General features: G+C 54.7%; 14 protein-coding genes. 10 read left to right on the top strand and 4 right to left on the bottom strand.

The genetic code is table 11. From position 1 onward, the window contains the following. Positions 1-491: 491 nt before the first annotated feature. The 3 genes from ACZ5Q2_RS10350 to ACZ5Q2_RS10340 form a co-directional block, all read right to left on the bottom strand. The gene (locus ACZ5Q2_RS10350) at positions 492-1982 is read right to left on the bottom strand and encodes a type VI secretion system PAAR protein (RefSeq protein WP_432210163.1); all 1491 of its coding nucleotides are present in this window, start codon (positions 1980-1982) and stop codon (positions 492-494) included. Between the two features lie 352 nt (positions 1983-2334). Then, the gene (locus tag ACZ5Q2_RS10345) at positions 2335-2637 is read right to left on the bottom strand and encodes a helix-turn-helix domain-containing protein (protein ID WP_106763130.1); all 303 of its coding nucleotides are present in this window, start codon (positions 2635-2637) and stop codon (positions 2335-2337) included. A gap of 1 nt (position 2638) precedes the next feature. Then, positions 2639-2992: a type II toxin-antitoxin system RelE/ParE family toxin gene (locus ACZ5Q2_RS10340; RefSeq protein WP_286873721.1), complete on the bottom strand. Its 354-nt coding sequence runs from the start codon at positions 2990-2992 to the stop codon at positions 2639-2641. A gap of 147 nt (positions 2993-3139) precedes the next feature. Here ACZ5Q2_RS10340 and ACZ5Q2_RS10335 point away from each other — a divergent pair, with 147 nt between their 5' ends. Beyond that, entirely contained in the window at positions 3140-4105 is a 966-nt protein-coding gene (locus ACZ5Q2_RS10335) for a transposase (RefSeq protein ID WP_432210164.1), read from the top strand. A 467-nt stretch (positions 4106-4572) separates the two neighbouring features. Here the strand turns inward: ACZ5Q2_RS10335 and ACZ5Q2_RS10330 are convergent, their stop codons facing one another. Next, on the bottom strand, positions 4573-5367 hold the full coding sequence (locus tag ACZ5Q2_RS10330; protein ID WP_432210165.1) for a pilin: 795 nt from the start codon (positions 5365-5367) through the stop codon (positions 4573-4575). 101 nt (positions 5368-5468) lie between these two features. Between ACZ5Q2_RS10330 and pilB the strand changes: the two genes are divergently transcribed. The 9 genes from pilB to ACZ5Q2_RS10285 all read left to right on the top strand — a co-directional run bounded on the left by pilB (position 5469) and on the right by ACZ5Q2_RS10285 (position 15284). Then, entirely contained in the window at positions 5469-7181 is a 1713-nt protein-coding gene (gene pilB / locus ACZ5Q2_RS10325; protein ID WP_432210166.1) for a type IV-A pilus assembly ATPase PilB, read from the top strand. A gap of 2 nt (positions 7182-7183) precedes the next feature. Next, positions 7184-8404, top strand: a complete 1221-nt coding sequence (locus ACZ5Q2_RS10320; protein WP_058089901.1) for a type II secretion system F family protein — start codon at positions 7184-7186, stop codon at positions 8402-8404. Between the two features lie 73 nt (positions 8405-8477). Continuing rightward, on the top strand, positions 8478-9353 hold the full coding sequence (locus ACZ5Q2_RS10315) for a prepilin peptidase (RefSeq protein WP_432210167.1): 876 nt from the start codon (positions 8478-8480) through the stop codon (positions 9351-9353). A gap of 140 nt (positions 9354-9493) precedes the next feature. Continuing rightward, positions 9494-10099, top strand: a complete 606-nt coding sequence (gene coaE / locus ACZ5Q2_RS10310; protein WP_432210168.1) for a dephospho-CoA kinase — start codon at positions 9494-9496, stop codon at positions 10097-10099. 82 nt (positions 10100-10181) lie between these two features. Then, complete coding sequence (locus tag ACZ5Q2_RS10305; RefSeq protein WP_432210169.1) at positions 10182-11180, top strand: hypothetical protein; 999 nt, start codon at positions 10182-10184, stop codon at positions 11178-11180. Position 11181: 1 nt separating this feature from the next. Further along, positions 11182-11931 carry a tRNA (N6-threonylcarbamoyladenosine(37)-N6)-methyltransferase TrmO gene (gene tsaA / locus ACZ5Q2_RS10300; RefSeq protein ID WP_432210170.1) on the top strand — a complete coding sequence of 250 codons (750 nt, stop codon included), beginning with the start codon at positions 11182-11184 and terminating at the stop codon, positions 11929-11931. Between the two features lie 43 nt (positions 11932-11974). Beyond that, the gene (locus tag ACZ5Q2_RS10295; protein WP_432210171.1) at positions 11975-14329 is read left to right on the top strand and encodes a response regulator; all 2355 of its coding nucleotides are present in this window, start codon (positions 11975-11977) and stop codon (positions 14327-14329) included. Between the two features lie 34 nt (positions 14330-14363). Beyond that, complete coding sequence (gene yacG, locus ACZ5Q2_RS10290) at positions 14364-14552, top strand: DNA gyrase inhibitor YacG (RefSeq protein WP_058089895.1); 189 nt, start codon at positions 14364-14366, stop codon at positions 14550-14552. Positions 14553-14717: 165 nt separating this feature from the next. Further along, positions 14718-15284, top strand: a complete 567-nt coding sequence (locus ACZ5Q2_RS10285; protein WP_319634714.1) for a YfaZ family outer membrane protein — start codon at positions 14718-14720, stop codon at positions 15282-15284. Positions 15285-15286 lie beyond the last annotated feature (2 nt).

The raw sequence follows: 15286 nt of genomic DNA, 5'->3' as shown, positions 1-15286 counted from the left end.
ACGAATGCAGCAATGATCTGAAAAGAGTCATTCATCGACTGTCACCTCGTAGACGACTTCCATCCCACAACTTGCTGCGCCGTTCTGCTTTGGATAGCAATAACTAATCGAACGCCCCAAGGTACCAACCTGAGAAGAAAAACAAAAAAGTAAGAACCACACACGCTGTAAAGGGCACAACAACCCACAGTTTCAGTGAGAGGGGTAAAGGTTCGTTCTCATCCCCCATCCTCGATTCAATTCGAGGCCCTATTCTTGGAATGTGTCGGAAAACCACGAAAGCATACACGTATACCACCCTCATCCAGCGACCGATGGGCCCGTTTCCCCATATACTGCGAGCTTCATCCAGCTGTTTACCGGGCGTCGCTACTCGACGCTCCACCTCCTCGGTTTTACGAAAAAAAAGCGTGACCATAAGAAACACCAAAACAACACCGAGGAGCATACAAGCGGCCCCTATGATTGCCGCTAATTCAGCCAAGAGCTCTTCACTCATGGATAACCTCTCTCAGCTTTGCTCCGATGGTCTCGCCACCTACCCCGCCAGCATATCCACCGCCTGCTGCCCCTAGGCCGCCCGCGATAACCGCACAGGCCACCCCCCCTATACCAGCTGTCGTAACTCCGAACGATAAGCATGTAGCCCCCGCTAAACCACCTCCAATAACACCGCCCAGCATTGAACCAGTCAATTTACCTCCCTCCTGGTAAGCTACGACCTGACACCCCCTCTCATCACCCGCAGTGCAAGCCTCACGAATCTTCATCGCCGACATGGATACATCCAGGGTGACCGCAAGATATCCCACATTTCGGGCATACTTCGCACCCCGAGCCACCCGCTCATAATGCGTTGCATACCCGGGTATGCCACCAACCCCAGCCGTCTTCCAATTATGCACAATGCTCTTAGATGACAATCCCAACGACCGCTTTAGTTTTGCATCATCATCCAGTGACATCCCCTTACGGGCCACTTTTCCCAGAGCAAAATCCAGCTCTTTGAAAAGCGCCCTCCGTTTCTCGAAGAACTCGGGATGATTGAGATGCCCATGTTTCCGGTAACTGTCCTGATGGAGCCGCTCGATGTTCTTCAAAGTCGACTCAATGCTACTAATCTGCTTGGAAACCATCACGGCGCCTGCACCCAGACCCGCAGAACCTGTCGAGGTGATGGCTTCCAATAAATCGTAGTATTTGACAAGAAACTGCGCTTCATCCTGCTCCAGTGACCTAACCTGGGCATTCATCTGCGCTGCCACCTCCATCAACTCGACTTCTTTTTGAGTGCATTCCATACCCTCAGGGTCACCCAGCACAACCATCTCACCGGGCATCAGCTGCCCGCCCAAGCCTGGATTCAAACGATCAAAATGATCTGGCTTTGCCGAGGCGTCTCCGTACAAAGCGCTCAATAGCTCCGTCTTGCTTATCGGCGTCTGAACGACATGGTAACCCGGCTCTACCGCAGCCTGAGACTGATCCTTTGTTGGGGATGAGATTGGAGTTGATGCCGCCATACTGGATGCAGCCGCCCCACCTGCAGAGGCATTGTTCGTGCCATTACCGACACCGCCGGCACTTTGTGATTCCGGAATAGCGCTGCCAGAGAGATTAGCGCGAGAGGCCGCTTGCGGAGCTGGCTTTGACGGCGCCGGTGAGATACCCGAAAACGGCGTGGGCGTGAAGGTATCACCAATCACAACACTACCACTGCCAATCGTGACGCCCCCGCAGGAAATCGCGCTGCCAGTTACCGCCGCAGGAATACCGTTAATGAGAACAGTTGCCGAACCCGCAGCGATGGCTCTCGGGTGGGGAGGGTGTTTGGGCTTGGAGTGCGGGGCAAGAGGATCACCCACGCGGGCAACAGGTTTGCCGTCAATCAGTACATCGGGGGAGCCGGCAATAACCGGCGTGGGAGGGAATCCTTGGTGTTCTGTACCCAAGTCACCCAGCAACACAACTTTCTTGCTCATTCCTTTGCTCCTTCTTTCCTTGAAGAGTCATCCATCGATTTCAGGGGCCGTCACTGGCACCACACGCCATATGGTAAACAAAGACTCACGAAGACCCAACCAAAAAATTGGCAGGCTATTCAGACTATTTCCTGTCTATAATCAGTTCGAAGACTGATTATGCGGCGGATGCCTTTTCGCTCTGTGTAAACTAAAACAGGCTAGTGCCTGTCCATGCTTGAACATGTCCACGATCTATAGCGAGCGCCCGATCTATAGCGAGTGCCTGTCCATATAGCGAGTGCCTATAGCGAGTGCCTGTCCATAATGAAGATTCATAATGAAGATTTTCCATGATGAACGTTTGGAGCAGTCAAAGCGGAATAGCATGATGAGTCCCGTCCGGAAGCTCAATATCCAGACGAACTTTCGCACCCGCACTCTCCACGTATCGCTTAATCGACGATAACTTCAAGTCTTTACCGGCTTTTTCCATATTGGCGATCGTAGGCTGGGTTACCCCCATGGCCTCCGCCATATCAGTCTGGGTTTTCTGCAACAAAGCGCGCACTTCACTGAGGCGAATTTCTAAAAGAATTCGATCTGCTTTAACCTGAGCTCGCCGGATAACTTCCGGCTTTTCGCGCGCAAGAAGCTTATCTATTGAGTTTGCCATGTCATTTACCTCTTTTGAGTTCTTCCAAGTGTTCGGAGAATTCTCGATCTGCCACTGGAAGCATCTCATCGTAAAACCGCTTGCCCTTGCCAGTTTTTGCACCAGCACAGAGAATTATGCCGGTGCGGGCGGGATCAAACGCGAAGAATGCTCGAATAGGCTTACCTTTACTTTGAACCCTCAGCTCCTTCATGTTGCCGTGTTCAGACCCGTAGACACTGTCGGCATGAGGCCGGGATAGCATCGGACCTTTGTCTCTTAAAACCAGTATCGCCGCGAGAACATTTTCCCTATCCGCATCACCAAGCGAATAATACCAATCGTCAAAACGGCGAGTTGTTTTAATATCCCACATTAGCCAGTCCTAATCATAGCTCCCAAGCTATATATTCTGCAATCTATACATACGAAACCGAAGCGCATCTTGCTGCTCACAGATATGTCTGTATATTTGTACAGTATCGTTATATTATCAACAGTCACGGAAGACAAGGCCCCCACCATGCCCAAAGCCAGAGCAGAACTGGTCAGCGTTTCAGATACCCCCTTCTACCACGTGATTTCCCGCTGCGTGCGCCGCACCTTCCTGTGCGGGCAAGACCGTGCCACCGGGCGCTGTTATGAACACCGGCGAGGATGGATTGAAGAGCGAATCCGGCTTCTGGCCTCGGTGTTCGCGGTGGATGTTGCCGCTTATGCGGTGATGTCGAACCACTATCACCTGGTGGTGAAGCTCAGCCCGGATGACGTGGAACCGTGGAGCATGGATGAGGTGCTGGCGCGCTGGTGCAGCCTCTATAAGGGGCCACCACTGGTACAGCGGTACCATCGGGGTGATGAGTTGTGTGCGGCCGAGCTTCGGCGAGTGGAGGAGTACGCAGAAACCTTCCGGCAGCGGTTGGCGGATTTGAGCTGGTTTATGAAATGCCTGAATGAGCCAATTGCGAGGCAGGCCAACCGGGAAGATGAGTGCACGGGCCATTTCTGGGAGAGTAGATTCAAATCCCAGGCTCTGGATACCGAGGAGGCCCTTCTCTCCTGCATGGTCTACGTCGACCTGAACCCAATCCGCGCTGCCATGGCAGAAAAACCGGAGACTTCCGAGCACACAAGCATTAAAGAACGCATTCACCCAACCTTTGATCTAGCGGAAGCTATTGCACGACAAACGGAACAGCAGGCACTGAATGAGTTTTCGGTGCCGTTAAAGCCACTACTGGGTTTTGAAGGCGTGATTCGAAACGGCTTCCAGCGAGGCATCCTGTTCAGCTTTGAAGATTACCTGGAACTGGTGGATTGCACCGGCCGGATCAGCCGGAGTGACAAACGGGGCGCTATTGATGAGAAGGCGCTGCCGATTCTGGAACGGTTGAATCTGGACCCGGAAAGATGGTGCCACCGGGCGACCGCGTTTGAAGATAGCTATCAGGATTACCGGAATCCTGGACGGCGACGACGAGCGGCTTAGACAACCACCCCCAATTACTCCAATCCCTTTATCGGTGTTCCCGCCGAGAATATCGCTCGCCTGAAATCGGCAGATTTCCACAATTCACGGTGGAATGCCGCCGCCGTTTTGTCATAACCGCGAATTAGGCGCAGTAAACAAACGGCCAGAAACGACAAAGGCCCGGGGTCGAAACCTCCGGGCCTTTGGGGATCTGGTCAAGCTAGTGCCTGTCCATGGTCAGGCTTTTCTCGGGGCGGTGCCTGTCCACGATCTTGCGCCGGGATCTGGTCAGGCTAGTGCCCCAGGCTAGTGCCTGTCCATGATCAGCCTATGATCACTCATTGGCAGAAACAACAAAGGCCCGGGGTCGAAACCTCCGGGCCTTTGGGGATCTGGTCAAGCTAGTGCCTGTCCATGGTCAGGCTTAGGCTAGTGCCTGTCCATGATCAATTCTAGTGCCTGTCCATAATTACTAGATCAAATAATCAAGGCGCTTCGCAGCTGGAAGGCAAATAGCTATTCTTCCATCCACCGGGACGGCTGGTGATTTCACAAGTCCAGCCACCATTTACCTGACGCTGCAGAGTGATAACCGCACCATTCACAGCAGGACCGACACTTGCGTCTGCACCGGCGCCCAGCGTATGAATAATTTCGAAGTTATCACCGGCGTTGGCATCGTCGTTGTTCTTAGAAATCTGACCAAACTGTGTGTCTACTGTAGCGTCGCCCGCAGCTGCTCCGGGAGCTCCAAGATCGGCCATATCCGGGTCTGTCGCACTGTTAACTTCACCACGGACGATAAGCTCTTCTGCAGAGGTTCTCAACGGACTAATTTCAGCGAGTGCTGAGGCAACTTGGGAACGCGCGGTATAATCCTGATACTGAGGAATAGCAATCGCCGCCAAAATACCAATAATCGCCACAACGATCATCAGTTCGATCAGAGTAAAACCCTGCTGACCTTTGTTCATCTGAATCTTTTGCATGTTATCAACCTCAAGAGTTGTCGTTTTTTCGTTTTCCAGCTCCGGGGCGGTGGAGCTTTGCCCCGTTTCCGCGCTGAGCGTGATGTAAGCTAGGCAGTTACCGTGCCAATTGCAAGATAATGTTAAAAATAAACGCGCATTCAGGGTGTTGCAGCTCTCTGTGACGCTGATCACATGCAACCATTCCACAAAAACCTCGCCCCACCACGTCCAGGAGTGACGTTTTTTGTCACCCAACCCAAGCATAAGTCGACAAGCACATTTCAACGACATGTCTTTGCGAAAGGTCAAACCTGAGACCCACCCCGCTTTCCAAACCCCCGCCATGCATCTAAACTCTGTGTTCATAAACACGAGTTTCAGCCACTTACAAGACTTTCCTCAGAGCATTTATGGCGAACAGCAACCGAAACGTGACCCTGACGGGCCTGGCCCGTCGATTCGTGGAAGACGGGCTTCTGGACGAAGACACCGCCAAAGATGCCTTTCTTCAGGCTTCCCAGAACCGCATCCCACTGATCACCTACCTCACCCAGAACCACCTTGCGGACAGTTCCAAACTGGCGTTTTCTGCTGCCATGGAGTTTGGCGTGTCGGTGCTGGACCTTGATTCATTCCTGCCCGAAATGATGCCGGAGAAGGTGGTTGACGAGAAATTGGTTCGGAAGCACAACGCCCTGCCCCTGTATAAACGAGGCAACCGGCTTTTCATTGCGGTGTCAGACCCCACGAATATCCAGGCACTGGATGAGATTAAGTTCAATACCGGCCTTAGCACTGACGCCATTCTGGTAGACGATGCCAAGCTACGCACAGCCATCGACAAGTATCTCGAATCCCAGGACACCACCATGGGTGACCTGGACGATGCCGACCTTGAGGGCGTTGAGACCGAGGGTGGTGACCAGGACGACGACGGTACGGTCAGCGCTACCGAAGTAGATGACGCACCTATTGTTAAGTATGTGAATAAGATGCTGCTTGATGCCATCCGTGGCGGTGCTTCCGATATTCACTTCGAGCCGTATGAAAAGATTTACCGAGTGCGCTACAGAACCGACGGCATTCTGAAGGAAATCTCCCGCCCGTCCATCAAGCTCGCTCCAAAGATCTCTGCTCGGGTAAAGATCATGGCGCAGTTGGATATTTCGGAGCGCCGCATTCCTCAGGATGGCCGGATCAAGATGAAGCTATCCAAGACCAAGGCCATCGACTTCCGGGTGAACACCCTCCCCACCCTGTGGGGCGAAAAAATTGTTCTTCGGATTCTGGACCCTAGCCAGGCCAAGCTGGGCATCGACGTGCTCGGTTACGAGGAAGACCAGAAGAAATTGTATATGGATGCCCTGGCCCAGCCCCAGGGTATGATCCTGGTAACTGGCCCTACCGGTTCAGGTAAAACAGTCTCCCTATACACTGGCCTGAACATTCTCAACACCCCGGGCATCAACATTTCCACGGCCGAAGATCCCGCCGAGATCAACCTGGAGGGTATCAACCAGGTTAACGTGAACACCAAAGTGGGCCTGGGCTTTGCCGAAGCGCTTCGGGCCTTCCTGCGGCAAGATCCGGATGTGATCATGGTGGGTGAGATCCGGGATCTGGAAACCGCCAACATTGCCATCAAAGCTGCGCAAACCGGGCATTTGGTTCTGTCTACCCTTCACACCAACAGCGCTGCGGAAACTCTAACTCGAATGATGAACATGGGGGTGCCTGCGTTCAACATTGCCACGTCCGTGAGCCTGATTATTGCCCAGCGCCTTGGCCGGCGCCTGTGCAGCTGCAAGCAGCCGGCAGACATCCCAAAAGACGTCCTTTTGAAGGAAGGGTTCACACAAGAACAAATTGATACAGGCTTCACGTTGTACCGCCCCAAGGGCTGTGATAAATGCTCTAATGGATACAAAGGCCGCGTCGGTATTTACGAGGTGGTGAAGATTACTGAAGAACTGGCGAGCATGATTATGGAAGAAGCCAGCTCTATAAAAATTGCAAAACAAGCGCAGGCAGAAGGCTTCCGCAATTTAAGGCAATCCGCCCTTTTGAAAGTGATGGAAGGGGTGACCAGCCTTGAGGAAGCCAACCGCGTGACGAAGGATTAAGCATGGCAGAAAAAGCGCAGAAGCTGGAATCGTACGTTTGGGAAGGTAAAGACCGGAAGGGCAACAAGACCAAGGGTGAGCTGACAGGCTCTAACCTGGCCTTGGTGAAAGCCCAGTTGCGAAAGCAGGGCATTATCCCGGAGAAGGTCAAGAAGAAGCCCAAGCCGTTATTTGGTGGCAGCAAGAAGATCACACCGTTTGATATTGCGATGCTGACCCGCCAGCTGGCCACGATGATGAAAGCTGGCGTACCGTTAGTTCAGAGCTTCGATATTGTGGCGGACGGCCTTGAGAACAAAGGCTTGCAGGAACTGGTAATGAGTATCCGGAACGACATTTCCTCCGGCACCGGGTTTGCTTCTGCCCTGCGCAAACACCCAAAACATTTTGACGACCTCTACTGCAACCTGGTGGATTCGGGTGAAAAAGCCGGTGCACTTGAGCAAATGCTTGATCGTATTGCCACTTATCTTGAGAAGACAGAATTGCTCAAGAAGAAAGTCAAAAAAGCCATGACTTACCCGATTGCGGTTATTGTGGTTGCTATTGTGGTAACTGCCATATTGCTGGTTAAGGTGGTTCCCCAGTTCGAGAGTTTGTTCCAGGGCTTCGGGGCCGACCTGCCGGTGTTTACGCAGATGGTGGTTAATATGTCGGAGTGGCTGCAGAAATGGTGGTTTGTTGTGCTTATTGGAATCGTGGGCACGATTTTCTTATTCAAGGAATCCAAACGCAGGTCTCAGAAGTTCTCGGATATTGTCGACAAATACGTCCTCAAGCTACCAGTTGTTGGCGAGATCCTGGACAAATCCGCCGTCGCCAAGTTCGGCCGAGTGCTCTCCACCACCTTCGCCGCCGGCGTTCCCCTGGTGGATGCCCTGGACTCTGTAGCCGGCGCCACGGGTAACGCGGTTTACCGTGACGCCATCATGAGAATCAAGAACGACGTCTCGAGCGGCACCCAATTGCAAGCCACGATGCGCCAGCAAGATATCTTCCCGGTAATGGCTGTGCAATTAACTGCCATCGGCGAAGAATCCGGTAATCTGGACGAGATGCTGAGAAAGGTGGCGGAGCACTATGAGGCTGTAGTTGACGACATGGTGGACAACCTCACCGCCCTGATGGAGCCCATGATTATGGCGGTTCTGGGTGTACTGGTAGGCGGCTTGATCATCGCCATGTACCTGCCAATCTTCCAAATGGGCCAGGTTGTTGGCTAAGCACCCGCCCTTTCCTGCTCCCCACCTCTTCCGGGGAGCAGGCACTCAATCAATCTTATCAATGAGTTTTTGAATGCCCTCTCTCGACCAACTCCTCTCCACCCCCTGGCTCCTATACCTAACCGTCACCCTCTTCTCCCTCTGCATCGGCAGCTTCCTGAACGTCGTCATCCTGCGCCTGCCAAAAATGATGCAGCAGGAATGGCGTTGCCAGTGTGAAGAATTCCTGGAAGTACCGGAGAAGCAGAGAAAGCAGGAGACACCAATCTCCCTTTCAAAGCCCGCGTCTACCTGCCCCTCCTGCGGCCATCAGATCCGGGCCTGGGAAAATATCCCGGTGATCAGCTGGCTGGTGCTGCGGGGCAAATGTTCGTCTTGTAAAGCGCCTATTTCGCCGCGCTACCCAATCATTGAAACCATCACCGCGATCTTCTCAGTCGTGACCGTCGCTTTGCTGGGGCCGACTGAAGCGGCGCTCTGGGCCTTGCTGCTGGTTTGGGCCCTGGTGGCGCTGACGATGATCGATTTCGACACGCAGTTGCTGCCAGACAGCATCACCCTGCCCCTGATGTGGCTCGGCCTGGTGTTGAACTATTTCGGCGTGCTGACGGACTTTAACAGTGCCTTCTGGGGTGCCGTTGCCGGGTACTTGTCGCTTTGGTCGGTGTATTGGTTGTTCAAGCTGGTGACTGGCAAAGAGGGCATGGGGCATGGGGATTTCAAGCTGTTGGCGGCTTTGGGTGCCTGGTTGGGGTGGCAGCTGCTGCCGGCGGTGATTTTGCTGTCGTCGCTGGTGGGGGCGGTGGTTGGTATTGCGCTGATGGTGTTCAAAAAGCATGGGCGTGAGGTGCCGATTCCGTTCGGGCCTTATCTGGCGGCAGCTGGGTTGTTGGGGCTTTGGTTTGGGGTGGAGATTCAGGCGGTTTGGTTTGGGTTTTTGGGGGTTTGAGGGTATCGCTGCTGAAGTGATTGGCGCTGGCAGAAGGGTGGGGTCTGACCCCGTTCGGGGTCAGACCCCTTTGTAGACTGGCTGGCTTGGTGTCCGTTCGGGGTCAGCCCCCTTTGTAGACTGGTTGTTGGGGTATTTATTTGAAGATTGTTGGTTTAACTGGCGGGATTGGTTCCGGGAAGTCTACGGTGGTGCGCATCTTTGGGGATTTGGGTGTTCACTGGGTGGATGCGGATGATGTGGCGCGGGATGTGGTTGAGCCTGGAACGGCTGGGTTGGCAGCGATTGCTGAGCATTTTGGCCGCGAGATTCTGCAGGCAGACGGCGCACTGGACAGGGCGGCGCTTCGGCAGCGGGTGTTTGAGAACCCGGAAGAGCGACACTGGCTTGAACGCCTGTTACATCCGGTCATTCGCGAGGAGTTAGTCAGGCAACTGCAATCACCGGACGCCCCCTATAGCCAGCCTTATGTTCTGCTGGTTTCGCCATTATTACTGGAAACCGATCAGCATGAATTGGTGGACCGCATTGTCGTAGTAGATGTACCGGAAGACATTCAGATTGAACGCACCATGGCGCGGGATGATAATAGCCAGGCGCAGGTTGAGCGCATTATGGCTGCGCAGATGGCCAGGGATGAGCGGCGTTCACGGGCAGACGCTGTGATTGATAATAACCGCCCTTTACAGGATGTGGAGCGCCAGGTTTGTGAATTGCATAATCGGTTCCTGTTTGAGTTTCGTTAAGGAGCCCCGGCCGAGACATCTGGCCGCCCCGCTTTTGCTTCATACGTTGCTGGTTTCATCGCTTGCTCATTCAGCAGAGCCAGTGTTTACAGTACGAGATTCTGCCATTCCGGATGTGCTTGCACCGGAGTCACTCCCTTACTCGTTCTATACGTTTGAACCCGATGAATACTGGGCGGAACCAGAGGATTCCTGGTGGATGAATTTCAGTAACTGGGTGATCCGCCAGGAACGCATTCATGGCACTACGGTCCAGAACTTTGGTGCCTGGGCTGATCGCACTTTGTCTGGTTCTACGCATTCGCTACCAAACAACGAGAGTTATCTGAGAATCGGGTTTGCGGCGGAATCCGAGTACAGTGATCCGGCGCAGTTCAAACCGGAGCTGAGGTTCCGGCTGGACGTGCCCACCACCCAGAAAAAGCTGCGCCTGGTCATCGAGAGTGAAAGCGATGAACTGATCCCGCTGGGTGAACGGGAACGGGATAGGCAACTCACGGAACCCAACCGTACCGATACGGAAACCACCGGTGCCCTGCGTTTCCTTTCACAGGTAGGCGACGCCATTAACCTGTCCACCGATGTGGGCGGCCGCCTGAGGTTGCCACCGGAAATGTTCTGGCGAACCACCGCCAGCAAGGGCTGGCAACTGGATGATGCCTGGGCGCTGAATGTACAGCAGCGGATATACTACTACCATACCCGGGGATGGGGCGCGCGGTCATGGTTCGGCGCAGACCGGTCACTTGGCAACGGCTGGCATTTCTACACGTCATCGGAGCTCGAGTGGTTGCACCAGGACCGCAAGTTTGAGGCAGCACAAATCTTCAGTACGCGTAAACGGCTCAGCCATCGTTCCGTCCTCACCCCCAGGCTGGGGGCTCTTGGTGAAAGTCAGCCTTCTTGGCGTACCACGTCATACTTTGCAGATATTACCTGGAGATACCGGCTGTACGAAAACTGGCTGTTCGCAGAACTTATCCCGGCCATGGAGTTTCCACGCGAGAAGAGCTTTAAAGATCAGGCCTCGGTGGTTTTCCGAATCGAAATGTACTTTTCAGGCATGATTGACCGACACTGATATGACCAGACCACGCCATAAATCACGACCGGCAGACCAGGCTCTCACACTCACCCCCATTGCCATTACCCACTCCTGCTTCAAAGACAAGTTCGGGGTGCCACGCCAACCGGGGCTTACGCGCCATGCCCATGCCGAGCTGCTGATCCAGAGCCCGTTTGACCGGGAAGACGCCTTTCGGGGCCTGGAAACCGCCAGTCATCTGTGGCTTACATTTCAGTTCCACGAGGCCATCCGTGCCGAGTGGCGGCCGGTGGTTCGCCCCCCACGGCTAGGCGGTAACAAAAAGATTGGCGTCTTCGCCAGTCGCTCGCCTTTCAGGCCGAACAGCCTTGGTTTGTCCGTGGTCAGGAACGAGGGGTTGATTCGCAAAAACGGGCAGCTGGTTCTGCGCATCAGCGACCACGACCTGATCGAAGGCACGCCAATATTAGATATCAAACCCTATTTGCCGTTTGCCGACTCCGTGCCAGAGGCTTCCCTCGGCTGGGCGGAATCGGCACCCACCGAGCGCACCGACGTGGTGTTCAGCGCTGAGGCCACCAAGCAACTGGCTGCCCTATCAGCGGATGATTATCCGGATGCGCAAGCGCTAATCGAAGATGTTGTCAGCTACGACCCCAGACCATCGTTTCGCCGCGGCCGGGATGAAGAGCGCATCTACGGCGCCAACCTTTATGATCTGAATGTGCGTTTCCGGTTTGTGAACGATGATTCAAAGATACGTGTGGAAGTCATATCCGTCTGTTAAACTGCTGCTGGTGATTTTGTAGTCGACACAGGGAACTTGTGCCTTGCTTTCCAACCGGTTTTTAAAGCGTTTAGGTGTTCGCCCGCTGGCTCTCCGCTTGCTGGGGTGGGTGCTGCTCTATAGCCTGATTCTGTCTCTGGTGGCGACCGGCGTTCAGATGATTGGCGAGTTTGATCGCCAGAAAGCGGAACTTCAGTCGAGCCAGGGGCGGGCCGTTGAGCTGATATCCGGTAGCATGGGCACCAATGTGTGGGTGATGAACTTCAGCGAAGTGGCCAACAGCCTCGATGACATGCGGGCCATGCCCTCGGTACAGTATGCCCGTGTCATCACTACCACGGGTGAGGAATTCAGCACTGGCCAGTATCCCGAAGGCCGGGTGATTTCCCAGACATTTCCCCTCGAGTTCAACCGCTCCACCTTTGACCAGCCCCGCCGGGTCGGGGAACTGACGGTCGTTTCCTCCGTTGAGCAAATCTACGAGAACGTTCTGGACCAGGCGCTTATGAACCTGTTGTTCCAGTCGCTGGTGGTGATGCTGGGCACTCTGGGCCTGTTGTTGATTGTTCGGGTAACCTTGTCCCGGCACCTGGAAACCATGGCTGATTACGCCGCCAAGCTAAACCTCGATGCTCTGGTTGACCCACTTCAGTTACGCCGAAAGCCGCCGCGCCGACCGGACGAGCTGTCAGAGCTTGAGCAGGCCCTCAACAAGATGCGCCTGCAGATTCTGGAAGACACCCGTTCGCTCAGGCAGACGACGATCAAAACCCAGGGCGAGCGCGATGAAGCGATTCGGGCGAACCACGCCAAAAACCAGTTTCTGGCCAATGTCAGCCACGAGCTGCGCATTCCCCTGCAGTCGGTTCTGGGCTACGCCAACCTGCTGACCGACACCCCACTGGATCAGGAACAGCGGGAGTATGTCAGCACACTGCTTAACGCGTCTGAAAGCCTGTCGGCCATTATCAATGACCTGCTGGATATCTCCAGTATGGAAGCCGGTAAGCTGGAACTGGAAGCCATTCCGTTCGATCTCAGGGAAACCCTCAACGATCTGATCCACATGCTGGGTTCCCGGGCCAGGGAAAAAGGCCTGGCTCTTGAAATGCGGGTTGATGAGAACCTGCCCTGGGCGATGATCGGCGACCCGGTGCGGCTGCGGCAGATATTGCTCAATCTGCTCTCCAATGCCATCAAGTTTACCGATTCCGGCCATGTGCTGATCAGCATAGAAGTACTCGGGCGGAAAGAGGGCAATGTTCGCTTACGCCTTGCGGTTGAAGATACCGGCGTTGGCATTAACCCCGAAGACATCCCGCTGGTGTATGAACCCTATGTGCAGCTGGGCCAACGGTTCCAGCGGCAACTGCCCGGTGCGGGATTGGGGTTGACGATCTGCCGCCAGCTTGTTGATCTGATGGGTGGCTCCATGGATCTGGAAAGCCGCCCCGGGCAGGGCTCCACGTTCTGGGTGGAGCTGACCCTGCAGGCGGCCGGAGATGCCTCAACCCGTATTCGGCCAGACTCTCATATGGTCCGGGGGCGAAAGATCCTGGTGGTGGATTCTTACGAGCTGTCACGCAAGATCACACTGGAAATGCTGTCCCGCTATGAGGTTCAGATCGAGGCAGTGAAGGCCGCCGGTGAGGCCCTGACGTCGCTACGCCAGGCCTTCGATGCCGGCGACCCATATCACGCCATCGTTCTTGATGGTTTTGTGCCCGATATGGACAGCGATTTGTTATGCCGGCAGATTCGCAGCAACCCGCAATGGGCCGACATGCGGCTACTGATTCTCTCGTCCAATCCTCAGCGCGGTGATGCGGAACATTTTCGACAGGCCGGGGCGGACGCTTTCCTGAGCAAATCGCTGCGGGAATCGTATCTGATCCCCATCCTCAATCAGCTGTTTCTGGATGTCGAAAAACAGGAACGCCGCTTCCTGACCCGCTTTTCGCTGCAGGCGATAACCGATGTCACGGTCAAACAGAGGCAGATTCCCTGCGGGCGGATGCGGGTACTCCTGGTTGAAGACAACCCGGTGAACCGCACCCTCACTCGCCGGCTACTGGAAAAACTCGGCTGTGAGGTGATGACTGCCAACGACGGCCAGGCGGCGTCGGCCCTTTGGCAATGGCATCAGTTTGATGTGGTATTCATGGATTGCGTTATGCCCCGCATGGATGGCTTTGAAGCCACCAGGCGCTTGCGCCGCTGGGAAGAAGACCATCATCGGGCCCGGGTGCCGGTGGTTGCGCTAACCGCCAGCGCAATGGAAGAGGACGAAGAACGCTGTCGGGCGGCCGGTATGGATGCGTTTGTTGCCAAGCCTGTCAACCTTGAAATGCTACGGGCAGTACTGGAACAATACTGCCAGGCCGCTGCTGAATCCTGAGCACCGGCATGTTACCTACAGCCCGGATTCTGATATGAATGTTGAATGCCCCACTTGCAAAAAGTCTGTCGAATGGACGGAAACCAACCCATTTCGGCCTTTCTGTTCCGAACGATGCAAACTGATTGATCTTGGCGCCTGGGCCAATGAAGAGTACCGGGTACCCGCCGAGAACGTTTCTCCGGATGACCTCGACCAGATCGACGAAGCCACCCGGCACTGAATCAGCAAGGCCACATCAGCCCGACTGACTACCCTTTCCAACGGCTTACGGGCATTTAAGTTGTGATGCGGTTGGCAGGTCGTTACCATCCTCTCAGTCATAACTATCGCTGATGCCGGCAGTTCCGGCCGGTCTGAACTCAAACGACAGCAATAAGGTGTAAACATGAAAGTAACCCGCATCTCCGCTCTGGCGCTTTCTCTGGCAGCCGCCCCTGTGTTCGCCGCTGATCTGGATCTGAGCCTGACCAATAACTCGGCAAAGGGCCAGGTCAACTTTTTCGGCGCTCAGAACGATATTCAGCTGGGCGCAGGCTACACCTACCGTGACAGCCGCCGCCATATCGGCAACATTGACTTCCACGCGCAAGGCCGTACGTCCATTGGCAACCTGCCAACTACTGCCGGTGTGGGCCTCAAAGGTGTCTTTTATGACGAGCGTCGCCTGGACGTAGACGGCGGTGCGGTTGGCCTGGGTGGTTTTGCCACCGTGAATGTGCCAGACGTACCAGGCCTGTCGTTCAGCGGTAGCCTCCACTACGCCCCAACCATTCTGTCATTCGGCGATTCCGACGACATGACCAGCCTGGAACTGCGCGGAAGCTACCGTGTAATTCGCAATGCTGAGGTGTTTGCCGGTTACCGCTACCTGAACACCGAGCTGGACTTTGCCGGCTCCCCAGACATCAACCTGGATGAAGGTGTGCTGGCCGGCATCAAGATTTTCTTCTAACC

It is taken from the genome of Marinobacter alkaliphilus (assembly GCF_055394375.1).
Note: the sequence above shows the minus strand (reverse complement) of the source record. Positions and strands in the feature narration are given on the sequence as shown.